Here is a 25922-nt window from a genome sequence, read left to right on the forward strand (position 1 = left end):
GAAAATCCGGTCAACACTCGACGACGACGGCGGTGGCAACCGCCGCTATTCCCTCGCCCCGGCCGGTGAAGCCCAGCCCGTCACTCGTGGTCGCGGAGACGGTGACCGGCGCCCCGACCGCAGCAGAGAGGACGGCCTCCGCTTCGGCGCGCCGCGGAGTGAACCGCGGGCGGTTCCCAACAAGCTGCACGGCAACGTTGCCGATCTCGAAGCCCGCCGCCCGCACAATGCGCGCTGCCTCGCTCAACAGGGTGATCCCGGAAGCACCGGCGTACTCAGGGCGGTCGGTGCCGAAATTGGTTCCGAGATCTCCCGTTCCGGATGCGGAGAACAGTGCATCGGCTGCGGCGTGAGCCACGGCGTCGCCGTCGGAATGTCCGGCAAGCCCCCGTTCTCCGGGCCATTCCAGCCCCGCCAGCCACAGCGTCCGGGACTCGGCGGAGGACGCAAATGCGTGGACGTCGATTCCGATGCCGGTGCGCGGCAACTTTGCGTTCATTGATCCTCCTGGGACTCCGCCCGGGCCTGCAGAACAACCGCTTCCGCGAGCATCAGGTCGAGCGGCGTTGTGACTTTGAATGCCAGGGGGTCACCCGGCGCGAGGGTGACCGGGGTGCCGAGGGACTCAACGAGCATCGCGTCGTCGGTGACGGAACTGTGCTTCCGCGCTGCTGCGTGCGCACCACGCAGCGTCGCGGCGTCGAAGCCCTGCGGAGTCTGGACGGCGCGCAGCGTGGCGCGATCGGGCGTGGCGGTCACGGTGTTTCCATCCACCACCTTGATGGTGTCCGACACCGCGATTCCCGGCACGACGGCGGGCGCGCCCCCGCGGACAGCGGCCACTACTGAATGGAAGACGTGCGGTGGAGTGAGCGCCCGGGCGGCATCATGAACAAGCACAATGCCGACGTCGCCGGGCAGCGCCGCCAGTCCGGCGCGAACGGATTCAGGCCGGCTGGGTCCGCCGTCAACAGCGGTGATGGTGAGACCGGAGGGATCGTGGGCGTGGACGATGGCCCTCAACTCTGTGTCGCCGGACGGCACCACCACACTGATGTGGCCCGCAAGCGCCGAGGCGCGGACGCCGTCCAGTGCGAGCTCAAGCAGTGTGCGGCCGGCACACCGGACGAGGGCCTTGGGCATGCCGCGGCCAAGGCGGACGCCGGCGCCGGCGGCAACAATGATGACGCCAACGCGGCGTGAATCTTCTGACACAGCTTCACCCTACGCGAACCGCACAGGCACACCTGTGACCATTTTCCGCACCGTTTCCCCGCCGGAAGCCGACAAAAGAAAAGGACCGCGTTTCCGCGGTCCTTTTTCTTCTAGGAAGCCAGTACTTCGTCGAGCACGGTGGCTGCCTTCTCTTCATCCGTCTTCTCGGCCAGGGCGAGCTCCGAGATCAGGATCTGGCGAGCCTTTGCCAGCATCCGCTTCTCACCGGCGGACAGACCGCGATCGTGGTCCCGGCGCCAAAGGTCCCGGACAACTTCCGCGACCTTGATGACGTCTCCCGATGCGAGCTTCTCCAGGTTTGCCTTGTACCGGCGTGACCAGTTGGTAGGCTCCTCGGTGAATTCCGCCCGGAGTACGTCGAAAACGTGCTCAAGGCCTTCCTTGCCCACAACGTCACGTACCCCGACGAGGTCAACGTTCTCTGCTGGAACTTCAATGGTCAGATCACCCTGTGCCACCTTGAGCTTGAGATACATCTTCTCTTCGCCCTTGACAGTGCGCATCTTGATCTCTTCAATCTTTGCTGCGCCGTGGTGAGGGTAAACAACTGTTTCGCCGACCTCAAAAACCATGTGGATAATCCCCTTTCCCGCAGATCAGTTTATCACGAAAACGACACGCCCATTACGCGTTATCGCAGGTCAGCGGGGCAGACAGCGATCAGTTAGCTATCATTCCGCTCTTGACGCAGGGCAGATTTGATGCATGCGGGACTTCCGGATCGCTCGCCGGGGTTCATTGAAGTCCAATAATCGTCCCCGTTGCCGATAGGCTGTGGCATAGCGTTTGTCCACCGGTCACCGAACCAACCCTCAGGAGTTATTGCCGTGAAGAGTTCCCCGAAGAAACGAGTACAGCTGGCAGTAACTGCCGGAAGCGCTGTGCTGGCTCTCCTTGGAGCCACCGGTTGTTCCGCCACCAGCCTTCAGGCGACCACCCTGCAGTACTCCGCCTCGGATGGGATTGTGGAGCAGGTGGGACCGGTGCTCCTGCGCAACATCCTCATCATCACCTCTGATGAGGGCGAGCCGGGCAGACTGCTGGGCACCATGTTCAACGAATCGGACTCGCCCGTTCAGGTCACCATTGACGGTGAGAACGAGAGTTCGCAGATCACCATCGAAGCGAACGACAAGTACGTGTTCGAGGACGAGGTGGACGACGACGGCACGCTGCAGGGCATCAGCGAGATCCCCGGCGCCCTGGTGGACCTCGACTTCACGGTGAACTCAGAGAGCCAGACGTTCCGTGTACCGGTGCTGGACGGGACCCTCGAGGAATACCGTGAGTATGTGCCCGGCGGATTCACCCCGGAGCCTTCACCGTCCGAGGAAGCCGGCGAGGAAGACCACTAAGTACACCGACGGAAGGCGCCGGACCCAAGGGCCCGGCGCCTTCCCTGGTTTAAGGCTCGTATTTGTATCCCAGTCCGCGCACCGTGACGAGGTGGCGCGGCGCGGAGGGGTCCGGCTCGATCTTCCCGCGAAGGCGCTTGACGTGGACGTCCAGCGTCTTGGTGTCCCCCACGTAGTCCGAGCCCCACACCCGGTCAATCAGCTGGCCCCTCGTGAGCACCCTGCCGGAATTGCGGAGGAGCATCTCCAGCAGCTCGAACTCCTTCAAGGGCAGCGAGACCTGCTCTCCGTTGACGCTCACTACGTGCCGTTCCACGTCCATGCGGACCGGGCCGGCCGCGACGGTGCTGGAGATGAGCTCTTCCGGTTCGCCCTGCCTGCGCAGCACTGCGCGGACGCGTGCCACGAGCTCACGTGACGAATAGGGTTTGGTGACGTAGTCATCGGCTCCCAGCTCGAGGCCCACCACCTTGTCGATCTCCGAATCCTTGGCCGTCAGCATGATGACCGGGACGGAAGAGCGCTGCCTCAGCTGGCGGCACACCTCAGTACCCGACAGGCCCGGCAGCTGCAGGTCGAGGAGCACAAGGTCTGCTCCCGCCCGGTCGAACTCGGTCAGTGCGTCAGGACCGTTATCCACCACGACGGCGTCAAAGCCCTCCTTGCCCAGGAGATAGGACAGGGGGTCGCTGAAGGACTCTTCATCTTCAACGATCAGGATGCGGCTCACGCTTTTACTCCTTGGTTCCGGGCGCTGCCGCCCTTGTCGCCCAGCGGGCTCTCGTGCTGTGTGGTCTCTGTTCGCGAGCTTCCGGTGGCGCCGGAAGCGGCGGCCGGGCCGGCGTCGTCGTCTGCTGTTTCCATCTCCGGCAGGCGGACGGTGAAGGTGCTTCCCTGGCCCTGCTGGGACCACACGGTCACCTCGCCGCCGTGATTGGACACCACATGCTTGACGATGCTCAGGCCCAGGCCCGTGCCGCCGGTCTGCCGGGAACGCGCCGCATCAATGCGGTAGAAGCGCTCGAAGATGCGTTCCTGCTCCTCGGGTGTGATGCCGAGGCCCTGGTCCGTGACGGAAATCTGCGCCAGTCCGTCGCGGGAGCGCAGGCCGACCCCCACCCGGGTTCCCTCCGGTGAATAGCGGATGGCGTTGTCGATGAGGTTGCGGAAGGCGGTCATGAGCAGGTCAGGATCCCCGTAGACCGGTGACTCGATCTTCCCGCCGACCACAATGTCGATCTGCTTGCTTTCCGCGGGAAGCTTGTTGCGGTCCACGGCCTCGGCGATCACCGCATTCACATCGACCGGCTTCCCGCGCCGCACCACATCGGTACCCTGCAGGCGGGACAGCTCGATGATGTCCTGGACCAGGGCTGAGAGCCTGCCCGATTCCTTATGCATGCGCTGGGCGAAACGGCGCACGGCGACCTCGTCCGAGGCCGCGTCATCGAGGGCCTCGGCGAGAAGGGAGATGGCGCCGACGGGGGTCTTGAGTTCGTGGGACACGTTCGCCACGAAGTCGTTGCGGATTTCCTCGGTGCGGGTGATCTCGGTGCGGTCATCGGCCAGGATCAGGATGTACTCCTCACCGAGCGCCGCGACGCGCGCCTGGACAACAATGGTGCCCTGCCCGAGCGGGCCCCGGGGAAGTTCCAGTTGCCGCTCCTCAATGACTCCGTCCCTCCGGACCCGGGCCGTGAGCTCAAGAAGTTCGCGGTGGACAACGGTATGGCCGCGGACAAGGCCGAAAGCGTACGCGGCGGGGCTTGCCCGGACCACGCCGTCAATGCCGTCGACGATGACGTAGGCGCGCCCGATGACGGAGAGCACATCGGCGGCCCCTTTCGGGAGCACCGGCTCATCGGAGTCGAGCCGCACGCGCCGCTGCGCCTCGCTGGCACGGAACGCCAGCATGCCGGCGACGCCGATGGCGAGGCCGACCAGCCCGGCCACAAGGCTCAGCAGTACAGGATCCACAAAACCCAGCTTAGGCCGTGGTTACGCCGCACCCTGCTGATCCGGTGGCTTTGGGCCGGTGGTTCAACTAACGTTCACCTAAAGGTGCGTAACAGTTAAGGGGCAACTGAAAACGTGCTGAGCAGGACTGCGCATCTGCGCCCGTTCAGCATTTCAAAGGGAAAGGACGCCCACGTGCGTAAGGTTTTTCAGGCGGAGCTTCACCAGATCGGCGAAGAACTCATCGAGATCTCGAAGCTGGTTGAAGAGGCCATGCAGAAGGCCACCACGGCGTTCGAGGGAGCGGATACCGAACTGGCGCAGGAAGTCATCGCCGCCGACGCGCGCATCGACTTCCTCCAGAACGATCTCGACGAGCGCGCCATCGACGTGCTCGCCCTGCAGGGGCCGGTGGCCAGCGACCTGCGGATGATCGTGGGCGCGCTGCGGATGAGCGCGTCGCTTGAGCGGATGGGCGATCTTGCCCGGCACATCGCCCAGCTGGCACGTCTGCGCTTCCCGGAGAACGTGATCCCGGAAAGCATCCGGCCCACCTTCATTGAACTGGCGCAGCTGGACATCGCGATTGCCCACAAGGTCACCGAACTCCTCGAAACCCGGAATCTCGAACTCAGCAACGAGATCTATGCCCACAACTCCCGGATCAACGAGCTGCACGCCGGAGTCTTCAAGGCAGTGGCCGCAGCAGACTGGAATGCGTCCGCCCCGACCACCGTTGACGTCACGCTGGCCAGCCGCTACTTCGAGCGCTTCGCTGACCACGGTGTATCGGTGGCCCGGAAGGTCACCTACCTCGTGACCGGCGAATGGCAGCCCAGCGCTCCGCTGAACTAGCACCACCCAAAGAACGACGGCGGCCCGCCTCCTTCCCGGAGGCGGGCCGCCGTCGTCTGAATGCCGGTCTGGCTGCTAGTGCTTGGCCTTGCCCTGGTTGGCTACCGCCTCGATGGCTGCGGCAGCGGCGTCCGCGTCAAGGTAGGTACCGCCGGCCTTGACCGGCTTGAGGTCCTCGTCCAGTTCATACACGAGCGGGATGCCCGTAGGGATGTTGAGCGCGGCGATGTCCGCGTCGCTGATGCCGTCGAGGTGCTTGACGAGCGCGCGCAGCGAATTTCCGTGGGCAGCGATAAGGACGGTCTTGCCGGCCTTGATGTCTGCGCTGATATCCGACTCCCAGTACGGCAGGAACCGCTCGAGGACGTCCTTCAGGCACTCCGTGCGGGGCACATCATCGCCGAGGTCCGCGTAACGCGGGTCATTGGCCTGCGAATACTCGCTCGAATCGTCGAGGGGCGGCGGCGGGGTGTCATAGGAGCGGCGCCATTCCATGAACTGCGCCTCGCCGTACTCTGCGAGCGTCTGCGCCTTGTCCTTGCCCTGGAGCGCACCGTAGTGGCGCTCATTGAGGCGCCAGTTGCGCTTGACGTCGATCCAGCTGCGGTCTGCTGCCTCAAGCGCGAGGTTCGCGGTGATGATGGCGCGCTTCTGCCGCGAGGTGTAAACGATGTCCGGCAGGATGTCATGCTCAACGAGCAGCTCGCCGCCGCGAACGGCTTCCTTGCGTCCGAGTTCCGTCAGTGCCACGTCCACCCAGCCTGTGAAAAGGTTCTTTTCATTCCACTCGCTTTGGCCATGGCGCAGCAGGATCAGTTTGTAAGAAGTCATGGCCCAAGTCTGCCGTATTTGGCCACGAGGGGCACATACTGCGCGCTCACCGGCCCTTTCATTACCCGTAACCCGACGCGCGCAAGCATTGCCCGTAATCTTGAACGGTGCCAGTACGAAAGCCCGGGAAGCCGGTGGGAGCGATCACCCGCGGCACCACCAATCCCAACCGGCTGCGGCGGATGGACCGCTGGCTGGCCGGTCCGCATGCGTGGCGTATCCGTGCGGCGGAAGATCCCCTGGTGGTGGACCTCGGTTACGGCGCGACGCCGGTCACCGCCGTCGAGCTCTTCACCCGCCTGCGTACGGTGCGCAGCGACGTCGAGGTGGTGGGCGTCGAGATCGACCCGGAGCGCGTCCGCGCCGCCCTCCCCCTGCAATGTCCCGGGCTCAGCTTTGTACAGGGCGGATTCGAGGTGCCGCTGGATGGGCGGCGGCCCTCCGTGGTCCGGGCGTTCAACGTCCTGCGTCAGTACAGGGAGGACGAGTATCCGGCCCACTGGGACCTGGTGCGCGGGCGGCTGTCCGAACACGGCCTGTTCATTGACGGGACCTGCGACGAGATCGGGCGCCGCGCTACATGGGTTGCCCTCGGCGTGGACGGTCCGCTCTCGCTCAGCATTTCCCTGCGGTTCGGTGGTTTCGGGGTGCCGTCGGATGTGGCGGAGCGGCTGCCGAAGGCGCTGATTCACCGGAACGTGCCCGGTGAGCGGGTGTTCGATTATCTGCAGGCGCTCGACCGCGCGTGGCTGGATGCGGCACCGCTGGGCTCCTTCGGCAACCGGCAGCGCTGGCTGCGAATGTGTTCGGCCATGGCGGACGCCGGCTGGCCGCTGGTCGACGGTCCGGCCCGGTGGCGTCTGGGTGAAATCACTGTTGCGTGGGATGCGGTGGCGCCCGGCTGAACGGCGCCGGATAGACGGGACCCTGCGAGTGGCCGGTCAGCCTTACCAGGGACCGTAGGGGCCGCTGCTGCCCTGGACTTCGCTCACCGCAGGCTTTACGTCCGCAAGGTAGACGCAGGCGGCAATGATCGCAGCGAGCTGCAGCAGTCCGAACAGGCCGATGCCGCCGAAGAGGGCGGTCAGCGCTCCGATCGCGGCCGCACCGGCGGTCAGGCCGAGCCAGAAGCTCTTGGTGCGTTTGAAGGTGGCTTCGAAGGACGCGGGCTTTCGCTGGATGCAGTCAATGAACGCCCACAGTTCAATGCCGAGCGCAACGTACCCCAGGACTCTGAAGAGCCACATTTCGGTCAAAAGCACAAGTTCCACGGAATCAGCCTAGCCGTTATTCGGCGCGGATGAGAGCGCCGCCTCGAGGTCAGCCCAGAGGTCCTCGACGTTTTCGATGCCGACGGACAACCGGACCAGCGCCTCAGGCACCGTCTTCGGTTCACCGGGCTGGCGCCGTCGTCGTTCTATCAGGGACTCGACACCGCCAAGGGAGGTGGCAGGCAGCCAGAGGCGGACCGCCTCCACGAGGGCGTCGGCGGCGTCCCTGCTCTCCAGTTCGATGCTGATGATGCCGCCGTAGCCCTTGAGTTGGGCGGTGGCGCGCTCATGGCCGGGATCGTTCGGCAGCCCCGGGTAGCGGATGCGCGTCACCGAGGGATGGACTTCCAGCCGGCGCGCGAGTTCCAGTGCGTTGGCCTGGCTGCGCTCCATCCGCAGCGCGAGGGTGCGCAGTCCGCGCAGCGCGAGCCACACCTCGAACGGGCCGGCAATCGCGCCGTGCAGTGTGCGGTAGGTTGCCAGCTCGGCGCGCATCGCGGCATCCGAGGTCACCAGGGCGCCCAGGACCACGTCGGAGTGGCCGGCCAGGTACTTGGTGACGGAGTGGAGCACTACGTCGGCGCCATAGTCCAGCGGCCGGCTCACCAGCGGTGTGTTGAAGGTGTTGTCGACGACGACGGTGGCGCCGGCTGCCTTGGCGGCGGCGGCCAGAACCGCGGTTTCGGCGACCTCAAGCATCGGGTTGGTGGGGCTTTCGAGCCACAGCATGTCAGCGCCGTCGAGCTGCCCGAGGACCTGCGAGGTGTCGGCGATATCCACCTGCCGGACCGTCAGACGGCCCCGGGCTTCCTCGGCGAGCGCCAGCGAGACAGACCCGCCGTACGCATGCCGCGGGATCACCACCATTCCCCCCGCCGGGACGAGGGACAGCGCCGCAGCGGCCGCTCCGAGACCGGAGGCGAAGGTGAGAGCCGGCAGCGCCGCGCCCTCAAGCTCGGCAAGCGCCTCCTCGAAGGGGTCCCAGGTGGGGTTGGACATGCGCGCGTAGATGCGGTCGGAGCCGACGGGTGGAGCGGTCTCGTGGAAGGTCGACGAGAGCACGATCGGCGGATTGACCGGGGAATCGTGGTTCCGTGGCGGGCGGCCCGCTGCGACGGTGATCGTATCCGGGGCGAGGTGCGCGTGCTGGGTCATTCGATCAGGTTAGTTGGTGCGGGCACGGCCCTGACGCATCGGGCGGGCGCTTGTTACATCTCAGGTGGGTTATTTGTGCCCACTTGATGCGCAGTTCCCCTCCGCTGCGGATGCATCAGTCCACAGGCGCTATGCGGTCTGTCAGGGTCAGTCGGTAGGCTGATCCAGTGACATCCCAGACTCCCCGCCCTTCCCGCGGCATGTTCCTTGCCTTCGAGGGCGGCGACAGTGCCGGCAAGTCCACGCAGGCCGCGCGGCTCGCCGAGTCGCTTGAGGCTGAGGGCTACACCGTGGTGCGCACGCGTGAGCCCGGCGGAACGGAAATCGGCGAGAAACTGCGTTCGCTTGTCCTCGACCACGGGCATGGCCATATCGACGCCCGCACGGAGGCTCTCATCTTCGCTGCGTCCCGCGCCGCCCACGTACACCAGGTAATAATGCCCGCGCTGGCCCGCGGCGACGTTGTCATCTGTGACCGCTATATCGACTCCTCCGTTGCCTATCAGGGGGTGGGCCGGGGGCTGGGCGCGCAGAGCGTTCTCGACCTCAACCTGTGGGCCGTTGAAGACCTGCGTCCGGATCTCACCGTCCTGCTGGACGTTGACCATGTGGAGGGCCGTGGCCGCCGAACCTCCACAGCCGCACCGGAAGACCGCATGGAATCCGAGCCCGACTCCTTCCACGAACAGATCCGGGCTGCGTTCCGCCAGCAGGCCGCCTCGAACCCCGGGCAGTATCTGGTGCTGAACGCCTCGGACCCGGTCGGCGTCCTCGCGAAGACCATCCTCGAAGCAGTACGGGACCGCCTGGCATGAGCGTCTGGACCTTCCTCACCGGCCAGGCCGCCGCCGTCGAGCAGTTGCGCCGCGCCGCGGCCGCCGAGCAGCCCAACCATGCCTGGCTGTTCACCGGCCCTCCGGGATCGGGACGTTCCAACGCCGCGCGGGCCTTCGCCGCCGCGCTGCTCTGCGACCGACCGCTGCTCGAGGATCGGGGCTGCGGCGAGTGCAAGGCCTGTACGACGGCGCTGGCCGGCTCGCACGCCGATGTCACCAACGTGACCACCGAGAAGGTCACCATCAGCATTGACGAGGCCCGTGAACTGGTGCGGAAGGCGCAGGACAAGCCATCCACCGGCAGGTGGCGCGTGATCATCGTCGAAGATGCCGACCGCATGCAGGAACGCAGTACCAACGTCCTGCTGAAGGCGATCGAGGAGCCTCCCCCGCGCACCATCTGGCTCCTGTGCGCGCCGAGTCCCGGCGACGTGCTGGTGACCATCCGGTCCCGCTGCCGCTCGGTGAGCCTGCGCGTACCCCCGGTTGAGGCCGTGACGGAGCTGCTGATCACGCGGGATGGGATCGACCCGGTCATTGCCGAAGCCGCCGCCCGTGCGGCGCAGAGCCATATCGGGGTGGCAAAGCGGCTCGCCACCGACACCGACGCACGCGAGCGCCGGAACCAGATTGTGCGGCTGCCCCTGAACCTCCGCAGCATCGCCGGCGCCATGAAGGCCGCCGCGGACCTGGTCAAGCTGGCGGAGGCCGAGGCACAAAGCTCCTTCGAGCAGCGGGACGCCGAGGAAAAGGCGGCACTGCTGGCCTCACTGGGCGCCCCGGATTCGGGCACCATCCCCCCGGCAATCCGCTCGCAGGTCAAGCGGCTGGAGGAGGACCAGAACCGGCGGGCCAAGCGGTCGAAAAACGACTACTTCGACCGTGCCCTCACTGACCTCACGTCCTTCTACCGGGACGTCCTCATGCTGCAGCTGGGCGCCGGCGGGCACCTGGTCAATGAGCCGTTGCGCCCTGAACTTGAACGCTACGCGGAGCACGGCACGCCTGAGGAGACCCTCGGGCGCATCGAGGCCATCAACAAAGTGCGCACCCGGATCGTTGGAACCAATATCGCCCCCTTGCTGGCCATCGAAGCGATGGCCGTCAGCCTGTTGCCAGAGAAGGAACTTTCCGCGTGACACACTCCCACCCCGCGCGCCGCTCACCGCTGCGCGCGCTGGCAGGTGCTGCCGCCGTCGTCGTTGGTCTGGTGCTATCCGGCTGTACAGCGGGTCCGGACACCGGTGCGGTGACCGCGCCTCCCGAGGTGATCGGGGAAGTTCCGGAGGACCTGCGCGAATTCTACGCACAGGAAGTGACGTGGGAGGAATGCGAGGGCGACGACTTCGCCTGCGCGACGGTGAAGGTTCCGCTGGATTACAGCGACCCGGGGCGGGCGTCGATCGACATTGCCATGATCCGCCTCGATGCTCCGGGAGACGCGCAGGGCTCGCTCCTGGTGAATCCGGGAGGGCCGGGAGTCTCGGGGTACAACCTGGTGCGGGATTCCGCGGCATTCATCCTCAGCGACCGGCTGCGCCAGTCCTTCGATGTGGTGGGTTTTGATCCGCGCGGGGTCAACGAGTCCTCTGCGGTGGAATGCCTGACCGATGAGGAACGCGATGAAGCCCGCGCGGAGACGCTGCCACCGGATGCCACCGACGCCGAAGCCCTGGAGATCCTGGAAGCGGACTCCGCGGAATACGCACAGCTGTGTGCCGAGCGGACCGGCGAACTGCTTGGTCATATCGACACGGTCAGCGCCGCGAAGGATATGGATATTCTGCGCGCCGTCCTGGGAGACGAGCAGCTGAACTATCTCGGCTTCTCCTACGGCACCCAACTCGGAGCGGCGTACGCGGGGCTGTTCCCCGGCAACGTGGGGCGCTTTGTGCTGGACGGGGCGGTGGACCCCTCGCTGAGCTCCGCCGAGATCACTGCCGGCCAGGTGGCCGCGTTCGACGAGGCGCTGCGCAACTACGTGGCCGACTGCCAGAGCCAGAGTGAGTGCCCGCTTCCGGGGAACGTGGACGAGGGCGTGGCAGTGGTGGATGAGCTGTTCGAGTCCGTCGAGGAGAGCCCGATGACGGCCGCCGATGGCCGCCCGGTCACCATCGGCACCTTCTTCCAGGGTTTTGTGCTGCCGCTGTATGACAGCGCGAGCTGGCCCGCTCTCACCGCGGCGATCGATCAGGCGCTGCAGGGCGATCCGAGCGAGTTCCTCCGGTTCGCCGATCTCGGCGCTGACCGCTCACCCACCGGCGACTACCTCACCAACTCGGCCGCGGCCTTCACCGCCGTCACCTGCCTGGACTACCCGATGCCGGCTGACCCGGGCGTGATGGCTGAGGAAGCGGAGGCGCTGGAGGCATCGTCGGCGGTTTTTGGTGAGTACCTCAGCTACGGCGCCCTGGCCTGCAAGAACTGGGCGTATGAGCCGGTGAATGAACCCTCGCCGGCCAGCGCGCCCGGCGCCCCGCCGATGCTCGTCATCGGCACCACCGGAGATCCCGCGACTCCCTATGAGTGGTCGCTGGCCCTGGCCGAGCAGCTGGAATCCGCCGTGCACGTCACCTGGGAGGGCCAGGGGCACACGGCCTATGGCCGTTCAGGCGAGTGCATCGAATCCCTGGTGGACGATTTCCTGATTGACGGAACCGTGCCCGAGATGAGCGCCCGCTGCTGATTTTGACCCGCGAGCTGATGCTCTTATACAGTTATTGCTTGTGGAATGAGCCTTTGAGTTTTTGAAGGGTCACCCGCAACCAGCCTCCTTAGCTCAGTCGGTAGAGCGTCTCACTCGTAATGAGAAGGTCGCCAGTTCGACTCTGGCAGGAGGCTCTTTTTGTGCCCTCACACTGATAGCCGTCAGGTCCTAAACGCGGTCCGCAGCCAAACGAAACTGCGGGGCGCAAGTTCAACGCCGTCGTCGAGCGTCTCCTGCTCTCCAGTGACCAGGTTCCCGGCAGTGCGGTTGAAGCCGCACAGGGTTTCGGCTGGGACCCGCTGGGGCTGGTCCGCGAAGTTCGCCAGCACCAGGATGTTGGTTCCCTCACCCGGCCGCTGGTACCCGAGAACGTGCCGGTTCCCGGTGTGGAAGTCGACCAACCGAGTACCGGTGAACTCAGGGGTGCCTGAGCGGACGGCAATGAGCTGCTTCAATCCCGTGTAGACCGCACCCTGGGGCGTGGAAGGATCGGTCCGCTTCGCATAGTTTTCGGCCGGGTAGTGCGGACGGTGAACCCAGCGGCTGTCAGTGTCATGTCCCGGTTCCCCGGCGTAGGCGTAGTCATTTTCCTGGGCCACCTCGTCGCCCAGGTAGATCAGCGGGACGCCTCCGGTGCTCAGGATGATGGAGTGAGCGAGGAGGATCCGCTCAACCGCGGCGTCCGGTTCCTGCTCGATGCCCAGCAGTGACGCCGTGGTACCGGAGATCCGGCAGTCACCGGTCCTGGGGTTGTCCTGGAAAGGAACACCATGTGCAAAGCTTCCGGGGAAACGGTTGACGTAGAAGGAATTGAGGAACCGGCGGTGTTCGAACCCGTTGATGCCCAGCTCCGCGGCGTCCTCATCGGCGAACGTCCAGCCGATGTCATCGTGGCTGCGGACGTAGTTCACCCAGGACGTGCCGTCGGGGAGATTGTGCCGGCGCTCGAGTGCCTGTGACAGCAGCGAGACGTCCCGGGTTGCCATGGACTCCCAGATCAGCGCCATCTGCAGCGGATTGTAGGAAAGCTGGCACTCTCCCGGATCGATGTACTCCGCCACCTGGTCCGGATGGACGATCGCCTCGGACTTGAACAGCAACGACGGCGCCGCCAACCGGCAGACCGCGTTGAACGCCTGGAGGAGAAGGTGCGCCTGGGGCAGGTTTTCACAGGTTGTACCAAGCTGTTTCCAGATGAACGCAACCGCATCCATGCGGAGGATACTGATCCCCTGATTGGCCAGGAACAGCATCTCCTCCGCCATGGCGCGGAAGACCTCGGGATTGGAGTAGTTCAGGTCCCACTGGTAGCTGTGGAAGGTAGCCCAGACCCAGCGGCCGTCGTCGAGCCGGACGAAGGACCCCGGGTGGTCATCCGGGAAGATCTCCCGGGCGTGGGTCTCGAATGCGTCCGGCATGGTGCGGTCGGGGAAGATCCAGTAGTAGTCGCTGTAGCGGGGATCGCCCTCCGCGGCCCTGCGCGCCCACTGGTGCTCGTTTGAGGTGTGGTTGAAGATGAAGTCAACCACCAGGCTGATGCCCTCGCTGCGGAGCTCCGCAGCGAGGTCCCGGAGTTGCTCCATTGTTCCCAGTGCAGGGCTGACCTGCCGGTAGCTGGAAACCGCATAGCCGCCGTCGGAATTCGGTTCGGGCGCCAGGAACAGCGGCATCAGGTGCAGATAGGTGAGGCCCAGCTCCTTGAAGTAGGGGATGCGGGCGCGCACGCCGTCGAGATTATCGGCATACCTGTCCACATAGCAGACCCCGCCCAGCATGCTGTTGGAGGAGAACCAGGTGGCATCCTGCTCCTGCTTATCGTCGCGCTGCTTCAGTTCGGCCGGGCGGGCAGCCCACGAGCGGGCCGACAGGACCACCAGCTGGGTGAGCTGGTCGAGCCAGTCACTGCGATCGCCGTACAGGGACTCGAAGAGCCGGTACAGCGTGGGGAAATGCGCGTCGAACCGTCGGTTGAAGTCCAGCCAGTTCGTCTCGTCCGATTCAGCGTCTGTGCGCACCACATCCCGGATGCGGGAGAACGTCCCATGCAATTCCTGATCGTCCACCAATGCTCCTAGCGCAGGGAATACCTTTGCGTTCCATCCTTGCAGACACGGCGGACCGGTCACCGTCAATGACGCACAAAGGCCGAAGCCACCCGCGCAGCCGAGGCTGCGGAGGTGGCTTCGGCCGTGTCAGAGGCTCCTAGGCGAAGTCCGCCGTGGCGGGGTTGGCGCCGATGCGTCCGGCTTCACCCTTGTCGAGTCCGTTGATCGCTGCGATGTCCTCGTCCGTCAGGGAAACCTCGAGCGCACCCCAGTTCTCGATGATGCGTGATTCAGTGACCGACTTCGGGATGACCACGAGGCCGAGCGCCAGGTGCCAGGCGAGCACAACCTGGGCGGGGGTGGCACCGCGCTTCTCGGCGATCCCGGCGAGCACGGGGTCTTCCAGCAGACCCTTGCCGGAACCCAGCGGCGACCAGGACTCGTGCAGGATCCCCTTGTCTGCTTCGAAGGCGCGCAGCTCCGCCTGGTTGAAATACGGGTGGGTCTCGACCTGGTTGATGGCCGGCACCACGCCCGTCTCGTCGATAATCTCCTGCAGGGCTTCGACGGTGAAGTTCGAGACGCCGATGGAGCGTACACGTCCGCGCTTCTGGAGTTCGATCAACGCCTTCCAGGTATCCACGTACTTGCCCCGCTTCGGCTGGAGCCAGTGGATGAGGTAGAGATCCAGGGTCTCAAGACCGAGCCGCTGCATGGATTCCTCGAAGGCGGCCAGCGTGCTCTCGTAGCCCTGATCGGCGTTCCACAGCTTGGTGGTGATGAACAGCTCCTCGGGGCTCAGCCCCGACGCTTCGATGGCCCGGCCGACGCCTGCCTCATTGCCGTAGATCTTTGCGGTGTCGATGTGGCGGTAACCCGCCTTGAAAGCGCGCCCGACGACGTCTTCAGCCGTGGCGTCGTCGACCTGCCATACGCCGTAGCCCAACTGGGGAATGGTGCGGCCGTCGTTGAAGGTGAGGTTGGGTGAGGTGCTCATGTATCCCTTTCGATAACTGATTGCTTCTCCGGACTATGGCAACCGTGCACCTGCCCGGGAATATTCCTACCGTCCGGATCCTGACAGCAAACGTTCAGCTTCGATCACATCTTCGGCAACCACTTCCGCCCGCCGCCGGACGTTGTCCAGCCCGGCCGAAGCGATCCCCCACCGCTCACCGTCCAACCGCGCCATCGCGGCAGCCTCAGCGGTTGTGGCCAGTGCATTGCCGGCGCGGGAGAGCGCCCGGTGCACCTGGAGCAACGCTCCCGGAATATCAAGTCCCTCACTCGGATGCTGCGCCTGCGCGGCAATGCAGCACGCCCGCACACGCGGGAGCAACTGCGCCAGCTCATTGGCGAGGGCGGCCAGATCGTTGTAGACGGCGTCATCCTCCACACCCTCGAGGATCTGGTGGTAACGGTCCAGCCCACGCCGGAACCGGTCATGGGCACGCCGCCACACCCCCGTACCGAGCTCGGCATCATCCTTGCGGCCCTGCCTGGCCGCCGCGAAAAGCGCCATGCGGAACTACAGGTACTGGCCGGGGCCGTGGGTGTCCGGCTTGTGCGCCGGGCCCGGCCGTGCTCCGGGCGCGCGCCGCGGCTCACCGTCCTCGCCCACGATAACGCCGGGCGCAATGACGGTTCCGGGAGGAAGCTGCTTCAGCTGAAGCTGGGCGGCAAGCTGCTGGTTGGCCATCTGCTGGGCGGCAAGCGCGGTCTGGATCCCGTGGAAGAGTCCCTCGAGCCATCCCACCAGCTGTGCCTGCGCAACACGCAGTTCAGCATCAGTAGGAACCGAATCATCAGTGAAGGGCAGGTTGATCCGGTGCAGCTCCTCGACCAGCTCCGGAGCGAGCCCGTCCTCGAGCTCACGCACCGAGCGCTCATGGATCTCGGCGAGGCGGCTGCGCCCGGCGTCGTCCAGCGGGGCGCTGCGCACTTCCTCAAGCAGCTGCTTCAGCATGGTGCCGATGCGCATCACCTTTGCAGGTTCATCCACCAGCTCGGTCAGCTTGGTGGTCCGGTCCCTGTTGCTGCGGGAGCCACCGTGGTCATCGTGTTCCGGAAGCCCACGGCCGGGCTCCAGCCTTCCGACGAGGACAGGGCTCTCCTGGTTGCCGGCCGCCTGTTCCGGCGTCACGTGATCGGGGTGCTTTTCGGTCATAGGTTCATGCTCTCACGCGACCATGGGCGCCGGTGCGGCTCCCCGGCGCGCGTCAGTCCGCCTCTTCCCTGTCAGCGAGCTCTTCCTCACGGCCTTCCCGGTACTCCCCGCCCGGGCTGACGCCGGGGACGCGCTGCCCTGCGTTGAGCTGCCCGGAAGTGAAGTGGTCTCCTGAAAATTCGGGACCGCCGTCGTTCTCTTCCGTGGGCGCGTTGACGTCCTCACGGAGGTGCTCTTCTTCCGACTCTGCCTCCGGAGAAGGCGCGCCGATGTCTTCGCGGAGGTGTTCCGGCAGGTTCTCAGTCATTCCACCAGCAAACCACGGCCGGCGGTGGGCCCGCCAGAGCGTCGGTACACAGATAGGGCGGGCACGACCGCAGTCGAGCCCGCCCTATCAGCACCGGTGTGCAGCCCTAGCAGCAGCGTCCCTCAGGGTGTGCGTCCTGGCGGTCCGTTTTGTCCCGCCAGAACTGGCGCTCCGTCATGGGTGCCTCGCTGCTGTGCGTCGAGGCGTGGTGGTCAAGGTATTGCTGATACGCGTTCTCTCCCATCACACCCTTGAAGAGCCAGATCAGCTCTTTGACGCTCATCAGTGACCTGCCCGCGCCGGCTTCTTGTCATGCGGGAGGTTGGCCCACTGCGCTTCGAGTTCCTTCTCGGCCGGAGTTGCAATGAGGCCTGCCGGGGCGAAGGTGCGCGAGGGAACTGCGGGATCCTCGGCGCTCGGCCCACCGCCTGTGCGGTACGCCCTGACAGTTGCCATGATTGCCGTGGCGATCACGATGATCGCCAGCGTCACGAAGAGGATGGACAGCGTTCCCTGGATGAAGGTATTGCGGACCACCTTCTCCATCGCCTCCACGGTGGCGGCGTTGCCGAAGCTCTGCTCCCCTGCGGCCAGCGCATTGCGGAAAGCCATGTGGTTGGCCCAGTAGCCGACGGTGGGCACCGGGGAGAAGATCTTCAGGAACGACGCCGTAATGGTCACCACTGCTGCAAACGCCAGCGGCAGGGCGGGAATCCACAGGTACTTGAAGGCACCCTTCTTGGCGCAGATCGCCATGCAGACGGCCAGCGCAATGGCTGCCAGGAGCTGGTTGGCAATACCGAACAGCGGGAACAGCGTGTTGATGCCGCCCAGCGGATCGGTGACGCCCATGATCAGGATGGCCCCCCACCCCGCGACCATGATCGCTGTGCAGATCCAGGCGCCTACCCGCCAGGAGGTGTCCTTGAACTTCGGCACGAAGTTACCGATGGTGTCCTGCAGCATGAACCGTGCGACGCGGGTTCCGGCGTCGACCGCGGTCAGGATGAAGAGTGCCTCGAACATGATGGCGAAGTGGTACCAGAACGCCATCATGCCGGCGCCGCCGAAGAGGCCCTGCATGATCTGGGCAATGCCTACTGCGAGAGTCGGCGCACCGCCGGTACGGGAGACAATCGACTCCTCACCCACGTTGTTGGCGAGCGTACTCAGAGCCTCCGGTGCGAGGTTTACCCCGGTCAGGCCCAGGCCGTTGACGAAGGCGACGGCGCCCTCGATGGTTCCTCCTGTGGCCGCGGCCGAGGAGTTCATCGCGAAGTAGATGCCGCGGTCGATCGACAGCGCCGCCACCAGAGCCATGATCGCCACAAAGGACTCCATGAGCATTCCGCCGTAACCGATAAACCGGGTCTGGCGTTCCTTCTCGATCATTTTCGGTGTGGTTCCGGAGGCGATCAGGGCGTGGAAGCCGGAGAGCGCACCACAGGCGATTGTCACGAACAGGAACGGGAAGAGGGTTCCCGGAACAACGGGTCCGTCGGCCCGCGAGGCGAATTCGCTGACCGCAGGAACGCTGATTTCCGGGCGGGTGATCACAATTGCCACGGCCAGCATGACAATCGTGCCGATCTTCATGAAGGTGGAGAGGTAGTCGCGGGGGGCGAGCAGGAGCCACACCGGCAGGACTGCCGCGATGAAGCCGTAGATGATGATGCCCCACGCGATGGTGACCCTGTCGAGCGTGAAGAGGGCAACGCCCCACTCGGTCTCGGCGATCCAGCCACCCGCAACGATTGCGAGCATCAACAGCGCGAATCCAATGAGGGATACCTCGGACACTTTGCCGGGACGGAGGTAGCGCAGGTAGACGCCCATGAACAGTGCGATGGGGATGGTCATCGACACGGAGAACACACCCCACGGGCTTTCCCCGAGAGCGTTGACCACAACAAGAGCCAGGATCGCCACGATGATGATCATGATGGTGAGCGTTGCGATCAGGGCGGCGGTGCCGCCGATTAGGCCGAGCTCTTCACGCGCCATCTGGCCGAGTGACCGCCCGCCGCGGCGCATGGAGAAGAACATGACCAGGTAGTCCTGGACCGCGCCGGCGAAGATCACGCCGATGACGATCCACATGGTTCCGGGCAGATAACCCATCTGGGCAGCAAGTACGGGACCCACGAGCGGGCCGGCTCCGGCGATCGCTGCGAAGTGATGGCCGTAGAGCACACGGCGGTCGGTAGAGGCGAAGTCCTTGCCGTCGGCCTTGTATTCGGCGGGGGTGGCGCGCCGGTCGTTGGGCCGCAGGAGCTTGCGTTCGATGAATTTGGAGTAGAACCGGTAGGCGATGAGGTAGCTGCAGACGGCTGCGAATACAAACCACATCGCGTTGACCGTCTCGCCGCGGACAATGGCAAGCACCGTCCAGCTCACGCCGCCGAGCAGGGCTATACCCACCCAGACTGCAATCTTCAGCGGCGTCCAGCCGCCATCTTCCTTGTCCGCATCGACAGCAGTCGGCGGCAGATCCGGATCCTGGAGGAGGACGTCGGCGTCCTCATTCCGTTGGACGCGGCTCGCCCCCGCCTGTCCGCGACCAGATTCGTTCTCACTCATGGCGCTCCCTTATATGTGAGTGGCTTAACTCACTGAAAGTAGCAGTGCCACGAGTGCTGCGTCACAGAGTTTGCACAGAGGAGGCGTGCAATCGCCAAACGGCTGTTTCCATGAGCCAAACGGCTTGCGCAGCTAGTGGCTGGGATCGTCCCTGCCGTCGCGGGAATTCGAGCCCTCACTCAGGCTGGAGTGGGTCTCGGTCTGCGGATCCGGACCGTCCTCAGCGGTGTCGCGGGGACTGCTCTGGACTCCGTCATTGACCTGATCGGCGAGGTTTTCCGCCCAGCTTTCCGCAGCGCGCTCCAGGCCCGACTCTTCATCTCCGGCCCGCGATACGCCGTCCGGCTCGCCGTCTGCCCTGTGCTTGGCCATGGTTTCCTCCTTGGAATTACGGTGGGTGCTAGCTTGTCATACCACCCGGAATCCACAAAGCAGACCCTGTCATGCCTCCTGCACGCTCAGCAGGATTTTTCCCGTGTGCTGCCCGGAGTCGAAGTACCGGTGCGCCTCAACCACCTCGGCCAGCGGGAACGTCCGATCGACGGGTACGGAAATGGTCCCGTCCGAAATGAGCGGCCAGACATGCTGGTAGACGCCCGCCATGATGGACGACTTCTCCTCCACAGGACGCGAACGCAACGTGGTCCCGGTGACCGACGCCCGCCTGGCCATCAGCGCGCCCAGATCAAGTTCGGCTTTGGCGCCTCCCTGCAGTCCGATGACGACGAGCCGACCACCGGTTGCCAGCGCCTTCACGTTACGGCTGAGGTATTTGGCGCCGACGACGTCGAGAATGACGTCCACTCCCCGCCCGCCCGTGGCCGCGTCCACCTCGGCAACGAAGTCCTGCTCCCGATAGTTCACGCACACCTCCGCACCGAGGGAACGGGCAAACTCCAGCTTCTCCGCGGTACCCGCGGTCACGATTGTCCGCGCTCCCCACGCCTGTGCGAGCTGGATGGCCATGGTGCCGATCCCCCCGGTTGCGCCGTGAACCAGAACGGTTTCACCGCGGCGCAGCCCGGCAGTCAGGATCAGGTTCGAGTAGACGGTCGCGGCCACTTCCGGCAGCCCGGCGGCTGCTGCGAGGTCCACTCCGGCAGGCACCGGCAGCACCTGACCGGCAGGCGCCGCAACCTGTTCCGCGTAACCACCGCCCGCGAGAAGCGCCACCACCGCGTCACCGGGCCGGAAGTCGGAGGTGCCCGCATCGGCAATCCTCCCCGAAACCTCCAGCCCGGGATATTCGGAAGCGCCGGGCGGCGGCGGGTACACGCCCCTGCGCTGCTGGACGTCGGCACGGTTGAGGCCTGCAGCAACAACGTCGATGAGGACATCACCGGCCCCTGGGCGCGGGGGCTCCACTTCGGTCACCTCGAGAACATCCGGCTCGCCGGACTTTCGCAGCACTACGGCTTTCATTGTTTCCTTCCCGGGAGTTGCCCTGCGGGTTTTGGGAGTTTTGTGCAGCCTGCTCTGCATGAAACACTATTCCCCGTAGGGAAGGTTGTCCGAGCGGCCGAAGGAGCTGGTCTTGAAAACCAGTGGGCGGTAACCCCGCCTCAAGGGTTCGAATCCCTTACCTTCCGCATTGAGCCTGAGCCGGCTCACCCGTTGCACCCCGTTCCGGAAGGATCGGGGTGCAACTGCTTTTAATGAGCCGAATCCCGGGATGAGAAGCCTTTTCGGCGACACGGACACCGGGCCCCTCACCGGAACACTCCGGGACTCCAACAAATAGTTTCCAACGGCAAGCAGTCGTGTTTGAATGTGCTCGGCGCCTGATGTGTCCTGCATCACTAATGGGGTGGAGTGGGACAGGGCGCCAAGTCCGATACCACCGGGCCGACGATGGGAAATTCCGTTGATGGTCTCAACCCGGCTGATCTGTTCCCCGCAGGGTAACCACCCGTTCGCTGCGGCGTGCTTGGCTTGCCGCGGCCGGAATGTCACCGACGAATCCTATTGTCACTTTCGTGGCCAGTTCCGCGGAGGCGCAAGCCGCTGCGGGCATCACTCGCGGCCGTAACCCGGCCAAAGCCAAGGAGAAACAGTACGAATGAAAAATTCGTGGAGGGGCGCGCTGTGCTCAGCGCTTTCGGTGGGGCTACTCGCTTCCCCGGTGGCGTTCCTGCCAGCCAGCGCAGAGGAAACAGTCGGGCCGCAGGCGGGCACCGGCGTCGTCATCAATGAGGCATACGTCAACGGGGGCAGCGCAAACGCGCCGTTCACCCACAAGTTTGTTGAGCTGGCCAACACCACTGATGCTCCGGTGAGCCTCGACGGCTGGTCGCTGCAGTACCGCTCGGCGACGGGGAGCGCCGCACCAACCGGGGTCGCCGTGTTGAGGGGCACCATTCCCGCGAACGGGACCTACCTGGTTCAGGGGTCCAGCAACGGATCCGCAGGATCCGCGTTGCCGGCGCCTGACCTGTCCTCCTCCCTGAACTTCAGCGGCACAAGCGGAACCATCGTCCTGTCCAACCAGTCCACCGCGGTGACCCCGCTGGCTGTCGGGTCGGTGACGGGAGCTCCCGGCGTGGTTGACCTGCTGGGCTACGGCTCGTCCAACACCTATGAGACCAGCGGCGAGGAAGGTCCCGGCGGCACCGGCAACCCGCTCTCCATGAACCGTTCCGGCGGTGTCGATACCGACAACAATCAGGTGGACTTCAGCGCGCTCGACGCCGTGACGCCCACCAATGCCGCTGGTGAAACGGCGGATAACGAGCCGGAACCCGAGCCCCAGCCGCCGGCCCCCGGCCAGGTAGTGCCGATTGACCAGATTCAGGGAACGGGCACAGCCACCCCCTATGCGGGACAGGTTGTGACCACCCGTGGAGTTGTGACCGCTGCCTACCCTTCCGGCGGCTTTGACGGCTACTACCTCCAGACTGCCGGGACAGGAGGGGACCTGGGCTCTGATCACGCGGCCTCCGACGGCATCTTCATCTACTCTCCGGCTACTGTCGCGGAGGTTGCGGTCGGCGACTTCGTCGAGGTGACCGGAACGGCAGGGGAATACTTCGACCTTTCGCAGATCACGGTCCCCGCCGGCGGCATGACCAAACCGGCTGAACCTGCCGAGGCGGTCAAGGCGGCCGCCGTTGCCTACCCTGCCGACGACGCCGGACGCGAAGCACTCGAGGGGATGCTCGTCCAGCCGACCTCCGGCTTCACGGTTTCAGACAACTACGCGCTGAACCAGTATGGGGAAATCACGCTCGCCGTCGGAGACACTCCGCTGGTCCAGCCAACCGAAATCGCTCCGCCTGGGACCGCCGGTAACGCGGCCGTCGCGGCGGACAACGCCGCGCGGCGGGTGAAGCTCGACGACGGCGCCACCACCAATTTCCTCTCCGCTGCGAACATGGACCAGCCGCTGCCGTACCTCACACCGGAGCAGCCGGTACGGGTCAACTCGTCGGCAACCTTCACGGCGCCCGTTGTTCTCGACTTCCGCAACAGCTCCTGGAAATTCCAGCCGCTGACCGCCCTTACCGCCGCGAACGCCGCGGCGGTCCAGCCGGTCACGTTCGAGGGCACGCGTCCTGAGGTGCCCGCGAACGTCGGCGGAAACGTGAAGATCGCATCCTTCAACGTGTTGAACTACTTCACCACCACCGGCGATCAGCTCACCGGGTGCACCTATTACCAGGACCGCGACGGCAATCCCGTTACTGTCCGGGGCGGCTGTGACGCCCGCGGTGCAGCGAACGCGGAGAATCTTGAGCGGCAGGAAGCGAAGATCGTCGCGGCGATCAACGGTCTCGGCGCCGACGTTGTCTCCCTGGAGGAAATCGAAAATTCGGCCAGGTTCGGGAAGGACCGGGACGAGGCACTCGCCACGCTGACAGCCGCACTGAATGAGGCTGCCCCGGGAGTCTGGGACTACGTCCGCTCGCCCGCTGAACGGCCTGCCGTCGAGGATGAGGATTTCATCCGCACGGCCTTCATCTACAAGGTGGCGGCAGTGGAGCCTGTCGGGGAGTCAGTCATCCTGAATGACAACGTGGCCTTCTCAAACGCACGCAAGCCGCTCGCCCAGTCCTTCACTGTTGCCGGCGGGGACGCGTCCACCAGATTCCTGGTGATCGCCAACCACTTCAAATCGAAGGGATCGGGCTCCGATGAGAACGCTGACCAGGGCGACGGCCAGGGCGCATCCAATGCAGACCGGATTGAGCAGGCAACGGCGCTCGTGGCGTTCGCCGACCGAATGAAGTCCGAGGCGGGCACCGACAAGGTTTTCCTCGCCGGTGACTTCAACTCCTACTCGGCCGAGGACCCGATGCAGGTTCTCTATGACGCGGGCTACATCAACCAGGGCGGCAAGACCGAGGGCTACTCCTACGTCTTCTCGGGACTTGTAGGTTCCCTCGACCACATCCTCGCCTCCCCCGCAGCCGATGCAACGGTTTCCGGCGTGGACGTGTGGAGCATCAACGCTGTTGAGTCCGTGGCGCTTGAGTACAGCCGCTACAACTACAACGCAACGAACTTCTACGCGCCGAACCAGTTCAGGGCAAGCGACCACGATCCGGTGATCGTGGGGCTGGACCTCGCACCGGCGGACTCCACCACCGAGCTCAACCTGATGGGAATCAACGATTTCCACGGGCGGATCGACTCGAACACCGTGAAGTTGGCGGGCACCATCGAGGAACTGCGCGCGCAGTACGGTGAAGAGAACTCACTGTTCCTCTCCGCCGGGGATAACATCGGAGCTTCCCTCTTCGCCTCCTCGGTAGCGAAGGACCAGCCCACTCTCGACGTCCTCAACGCGCTGGACCTCCGAGCCTCAGCGGTGGGCAACCACGAGTTCGACGGCGGCTTCGAGGACCTGGACGGCCGGGTGGCCGACGCCGCAGAGTTCCCCTACCTCGGCGCCAACGTCTACCTCAAGGGAACCAACACTCCCGCGCTCGAGGAATATGGGATCGTGACCGTTGGCGGCATTGATGTGGCTGTCATCGGTGCTGTCACGCAGGAGACACCGTCGCTCGTGAGCCCCGGCGGCATCGCCGCTCTCGAGTTCGGGGACCCCGTCGAGGCCGTGAACCGCGTGGCTCAGCAGATCGAGGACCAGGATCTGGCGGACGTCATTGTGGCCGCTTACCACGAGGGAGCCGGAGACGGCGCCGTCGAGGGTGCCACCATAGAGCAGGAGGTTGCCGCGGGCGGCGCCTTTGCAGAGATCGTCACCGGGACCACGCCGCTTGTCGACGCCATCTACACCGGCCACACCCACAAGCAGTACGTGTGGGACGCTCCGGTCCCCGGTGCTGAGGGCGAGACCCGCCCCATTGTGCAGACCGGCTCCTACGGCGAATTCATCGGGCAGATCACACTGAGCGTCGATAACGCCACCGGCGAGGTCGAGTCCTACACCGCGCAGAACGTGGCACGGTCCGCAACGGACCCGGCCGTGCTGGCAGCAACCTACCCCCGCGTGGCGGAGGTCAAGGCAATTGTCGATGCTGCCCTCGCTGAAGCGAAGGTCATCGGCAGCCGCCCGGTTGGTTCGGTGACTGCCGACATCACCACGGCTTTCCTCAACGGCGCCCGGGATGACCGCGGTTCGGAGTCGACGCTTGGGAACCTGGTTGCTGACTCCATGAGGGCTTCGCTCTCGGCCGCCGAACGCGGTGGAGCTGACATCGGCGTCGTCAATCCAGGCGGGCTCCGCAACGAGCTCTACTACGGAGAGGACGGAGTGATCACCTACGCCGAAGCCAACGCAGTCCTGCCCTTCGTCAACAACCTCTGGACCGTCACCCTGACCGGGGAGCAGTTCAGGACGATGCTGGAGCAGCAGTGGCAGCCGGCGGGTGCATCCCGGTCCTTCCAGGCGCTCGGGTTGTCCGACAACGTGGCCTACACCTACAACCCGGACCTCGCTGCCGGTTCCCGCATCACGTCGGTCACGATCGACGGAGCTCCGCTGGATCCGGCTGCGGAATACCGCATCGGCACGATCAGCTTCCTGGCTCAGGGCGGTGACAACTTCACCGTCTTCCAGCAGGCAACCGATGTCCGCGATTCGGGACTCGTGGACCGCGACGCGTGGATCAGCTACATCGGGCAGAACAGCCCGCTGTCACCGAGCTTCGACCGTCGGTCAGTGGTGGTGAAGGACGCGCCGGTCAGCGTGCAGGGCGGCGATTCCGTCAGCTTCAGCGTTGCGAAGCTGGATCTGACCTCACTGGGCAGTCCCGCCAACACCAGCCTGTCTGCCAGCTTTGTTGACGGCACCGGCACCGTCACGGAGCTGGGAACCACCCCCGTGACCGATGGTGCCGCGCAGGTCACCCTCACCGTTCCGGAATCAACGCCTGGAGCGGGGACCATTGTCCTGGTTGCGAAGGAATCGGGCACGACGGTCAATCTGCCCGTGACCGTGGAGGCGCCCGCCGAAACCGGATGCGCTGCCCCGGCCAAACCCGAGCGTGGGCCGGAAGCCGAAAAGGCGGACGGCTTCGGGCAGGCAATGGCGGAGTACCGCAAGTGCCTCGCCGACGCACGCCGCGGCTAGAGCACAACCGGGGATCCCGGCCCCGATAGGAACGGCAGGAGGCGCTCGTCCGCAGCAGCGGACGAGCGCTTTCTGCCGTGCCGCCG

24 protein-coding genes and 2 tRNA genes are annotated in these 25922 nt (G+C 65.2%); 9 read left to right on the top strand and 17 right to left on the bottom strand.

Going from position 1 to position 25922, the window contains the following annotated elements; genetic code table 11:
* Window positions 1-10 precede the first annotated feature (10 nt).
* The 3 genes from ispF to BLS52_RS12100 all read right to left on the bottom strand — a co-directional run bounded on the left by ispF (window position 11) and on the right by BLS52_RS12100 (window position 1808).
* Window positions 11-499 carry a 2-C-methyl-D-erythritol 2,4-cyclodiphosphate synthase gene (gene ispF / locus BLS52_RS12090; RefSeq protein ID WP_090587032.1) on the bottom strand — a complete coding sequence of 163 codons (489 nt, stop codon included), beginning with the start codon at window positions 497-499 and terminating at the stop codon, window positions 11-13.
* Window positions 496-1215, bottom strand: coding sequence for a 2-C-methyl-D-erythritol 4-phosphate cytidylyltransferase (gene ispD, locus BLS52_RS12095; RefSeq protein WP_090587034.1), 720 nt, complete (start codon window positions 1213-1215; stop codon window positions 496-498). Before ispD ends, ispF begins: the two co-directional genes overlap by 4 nt.
* A 110-nt stretch (window positions 1216-1325) precedes the next feature.
* The gene (locus tag BLS52_RS12100) at window positions 1326-1808 is read right to left on the bottom strand and encodes a CarD family transcriptional regulator (protein ID WP_026545321.1); all 483 of its coding nucleotides are present in this window, start codon (window positions 1806-1808) and stop codon (window positions 1326-1328) included.
* Between the two features lie 255 nt (window positions 1809-2063).
* Here BLS52_RS12100 and BLS52_RS12105 point away from each other — a divergent pair, with 255 nt between their 5' ends.
* Window positions 2064-2591, top strand: a complete 528-nt coding sequence (locus BLS52_RS12105) for a hypothetical protein (protein WP_139186264.1) — start codon at window positions 2064-2066, stop codon at window positions 2589-2591.
* A gap of 49 nt (window positions 2592-2640) precedes the next feature.
* Here the strand turns inward: BLS52_RS12105 and BLS52_RS12110 are convergent, their stop codons facing one another.
* On the bottom strand, window positions 2641-3321 hold the full coding sequence (locus tag BLS52_RS12110; protein ID WP_090587037.1) for a response regulator transcription factor: 681 nt from the start codon (window positions 3319-3321) through the stop codon (window positions 2641-2643).
* Complete coding sequence (locus tag BLS52_RS12115) at window positions 3318-4568, bottom strand: sensor histidine kinase (RefSeq protein WP_090587038.1); 1251 nt, start codon at window positions 4566-4568, stop codon at window positions 3318-3320. Before BLS52_RS12115 ends, BLS52_RS12110 begins: the two co-directional genes overlap by 4 nt.
* Window positions 4569-4742: 174 nt before the next feature.
* Between BLS52_RS12115 and phoU the strand changes: the two genes are divergently transcribed.
* Window positions 4743-5402 carry a phosphate signaling complex protein PhoU gene (phoU, locus tag BLS52_RS12120; RefSeq protein ID WP_090587130.1) on the top strand — a complete coding sequence of 220 codons (660 nt, stop codon included), beginning with the start codon at window positions 4743-4745 and terminating at the stop codon, window positions 5400-5402.
* 75 nt (window positions 5403-5477) lie between these two features.
* Here the strand turns inward: phoU and BLS52_RS12125 are convergent, their stop codons facing one another.
* Complete coding sequence (locus tag BLS52_RS12125) at window positions 5478-6233, bottom strand: phosphoglyceromutase (RefSeq protein WP_026544303.1); 756 nt, start codon at window positions 6231-6233, stop codon at window positions 5478-5480.
* 107 nt (window positions 6234-6340) lie between these two features.
* Between BLS52_RS12125 and BLS52_RS12130 the strand changes: the two genes are divergently transcribed.
* Window positions 6341-7138: an SAM-dependent methyltransferase gene (locus BLS52_RS12130; RefSeq protein ID WP_090587040.1), complete on the top strand. Its 798-nt coding sequence runs from the start codon at window positions 6341-6343 to the stop codon at window positions 7136-7138.
* A 42-nt stretch (window positions 7139-7180) separates the two neighbouring features.
* Here BLS52_RS12130 and BLS52_RS12135 read toward each other — a convergent pair whose 3' ends face one another.
* Window positions 7181-7480, bottom strand: a complete 300-nt coding sequence (locus tag BLS52_RS12135; RefSeq protein ID WP_035778048.1) for a DUF2516 family protein — start codon at window positions 7478-7480, stop codon at window positions 7181-7183.
* Window positions 7481-7513: 33 nt separating this feature from the next.
* Window positions 7514-8659, bottom strand: a complete 1146-nt coding sequence (locus tag BLS52_RS12140) for a trans-sulfuration enzyme family protein (RefSeq protein ID WP_090587041.1) — start codon at window positions 8657-8659, stop codon at window positions 7514-7516.
* A gap of 200 nt (window positions 8660-8859) precedes the next feature.
* On the opposite strand from BLS52_RS12140, the gene tmk reads away from it, so the two are divergent.
* The 4 genes from tmk (at window position 8860) to BLS52_RS12160 (ending at window position 12336) form a co-directional block, all read left to right on the top strand.
* Entirely contained in the window at window positions 8860-9474 is a 615-nt protein-coding gene (tmk, locus tag BLS52_RS12145) for a dTMP kinase (protein WP_090587043.1), read from the top strand.
* Window positions 9471-10634 (top strand): DNA polymerase III subunit delta', encoded by a 1164-nt coding sequence (locus tag BLS52_RS12150; protein WP_090587044.1) that lies wholly within the window; start codon window positions 9471-9473, stop codon window positions 10632-10634. The genes tmk and BLS52_RS12150 overlap by 4 nt, the downstream gene beginning before the upstream one ends.
* Window positions 10631-12181 (top strand): alpha/beta hydrolase, encoded by a 1551-nt coding sequence (locus BLS52_RS12155; RefSeq protein ID WP_090587046.1) that lies wholly within the window; start codon window positions 10631-10633, stop codon window positions 12179-12181. Before BLS52_RS12150 ends, BLS52_RS12155 begins: the two co-directional genes overlap by 4 nt.
* Before the next feature lie 82 nt (window positions 12182-12263).
* Window positions 12264-12336 (top strand) — tRNA-Thr (locus BLS52_RS12160).
* A gap of 27 nt (window positions 12337-12363) precedes the next feature.
* Here BLS52_RS12160 and BLS52_RS12165 read toward each other — a convergent pair.
* The 9 genes from BLS52_RS12165 to BLS52_RS12205 all read right to left on the bottom strand — a co-directional run bounded on the left by BLS52_RS12165 (window position 12364) and on the right by BLS52_RS12205 (window position 20723).
* The gene (locus tag BLS52_RS12165; protein WP_245702849.1) at window positions 12364-14220 is read right to left on the bottom strand and encodes an amylosucrase; all 1857 of its coding nucleotides are present in this window, start codon (window positions 14218-14220) and stop codon (window positions 12364-12366) included.
* A 184-nt stretch (window positions 14221-14404) separates the two neighbouring features.
* Window positions 14405-15244, bottom strand: coding sequence for an aldo/keto reductase (locus BLS52_RS12170; protein ID WP_090587049.1), 840 nt, complete (start codon window positions 15242-15244; stop codon window positions 14405-14407).
* Window positions 15245-15310: 66 nt separating this feature from the next.
* On the bottom strand, window positions 15311-15769 hold the full coding sequence (locus BLS52_RS12175) for a hypothetical protein (protein WP_026544310.1): 459 nt from the start codon (window positions 15767-15769) through the stop codon (window positions 15311-15313).
* A gap of 6 nt (window positions 15770-15775) precedes the next feature.
* Complete coding sequence (locus BLS52_RS12180) at window positions 15776-16414, bottom strand: bacterial proteasome activator family protein (RefSeq protein WP_090587051.1); 639 nt, start codon at window positions 16412-16414, stop codon at window positions 15776-15778.
* A gap of 52 nt (window positions 16415-16466) precedes the next feature.
* Complete coding sequence (locus tag BLS52_RS12185) at window positions 16467-16721, bottom strand: hypothetical protein (RefSeq protein ID WP_090587052.1); 255 nt, start codon at window positions 16719-16721, stop codon at window positions 16467-16469.
* 106 nt (window positions 16722-16827) lie between these two features.
* On the bottom strand, window positions 16828-17004 hold the full coding sequence (locus BLS52_RS12190; protein ID WP_090587053.1) for a YbdD/YjiX family protein: 177 nt from the start codon (window positions 17002-17004) through the stop codon (window positions 16828-16830).
* On the bottom strand, window positions 17004-19301 hold the full coding sequence (locus tag BLS52_RS12195; RefSeq protein ID WP_035778016.1) for a carbon starvation CstA family protein: 2298 nt from the start codon (window positions 19299-19301) through the stop codon (window positions 17004-17006). Before BLS52_RS12195 ends, BLS52_RS12190 begins: the two co-directional genes overlap by 1 nt.
* A 132-nt stretch (window positions 19302-19433) precedes the next feature.
* Window positions 19434-19673 (bottom strand): hypothetical protein, encoded by a 240-nt coding sequence (locus BLS52_RS12200; protein ID WP_026544313.1) that lies wholly within the window; start codon window positions 19671-19673, stop codon window positions 19434-19436.
* Between the two features lie 69 nt (window positions 19674-19742).
* On the bottom strand, window positions 19743-20723 hold the full coding sequence (locus BLS52_RS12205) for an NAD(P)H-quinone oxidoreductase (RefSeq protein ID WP_090587055.1): 981 nt from the start codon (window positions 20721-20723) through the stop codon (window positions 19743-19745).
* A gap of 79 nt (window positions 20724-20802) precedes the next feature.
* On the opposite strand from BLS52_RS12205, the gene BLS52_RS12210 reads away from it, so the two are divergent.
* A tRNA-Ser gene (locus BLS52_RS12210) sits at window positions 20803-20890 on the top strand.
* 470 nt (window positions 20891-21360) lie between these two features.
* A complete protein-coding gene (locus BLS52_RS12215; RefSeq protein WP_090587057.1) occupies window positions 21361-25836 on the top strand; it encodes an ExeM/NucH family extracellular endonuclease in 4476 nt (1491 codons plus the stop codon).
* Window positions 25837-25922 lie beyond the last annotated feature (86 nt).

It is taken from the genome of Arthrobacter subterraneus (assembly GCF_900099735.1).
Taxonomy (GTDB): Bacteria; Actinomycetota; Actinomycetes; order Actinomycetales; family Micrococcaceae; genus Arthrobacter_D; species Arthrobacter_D subterraneus.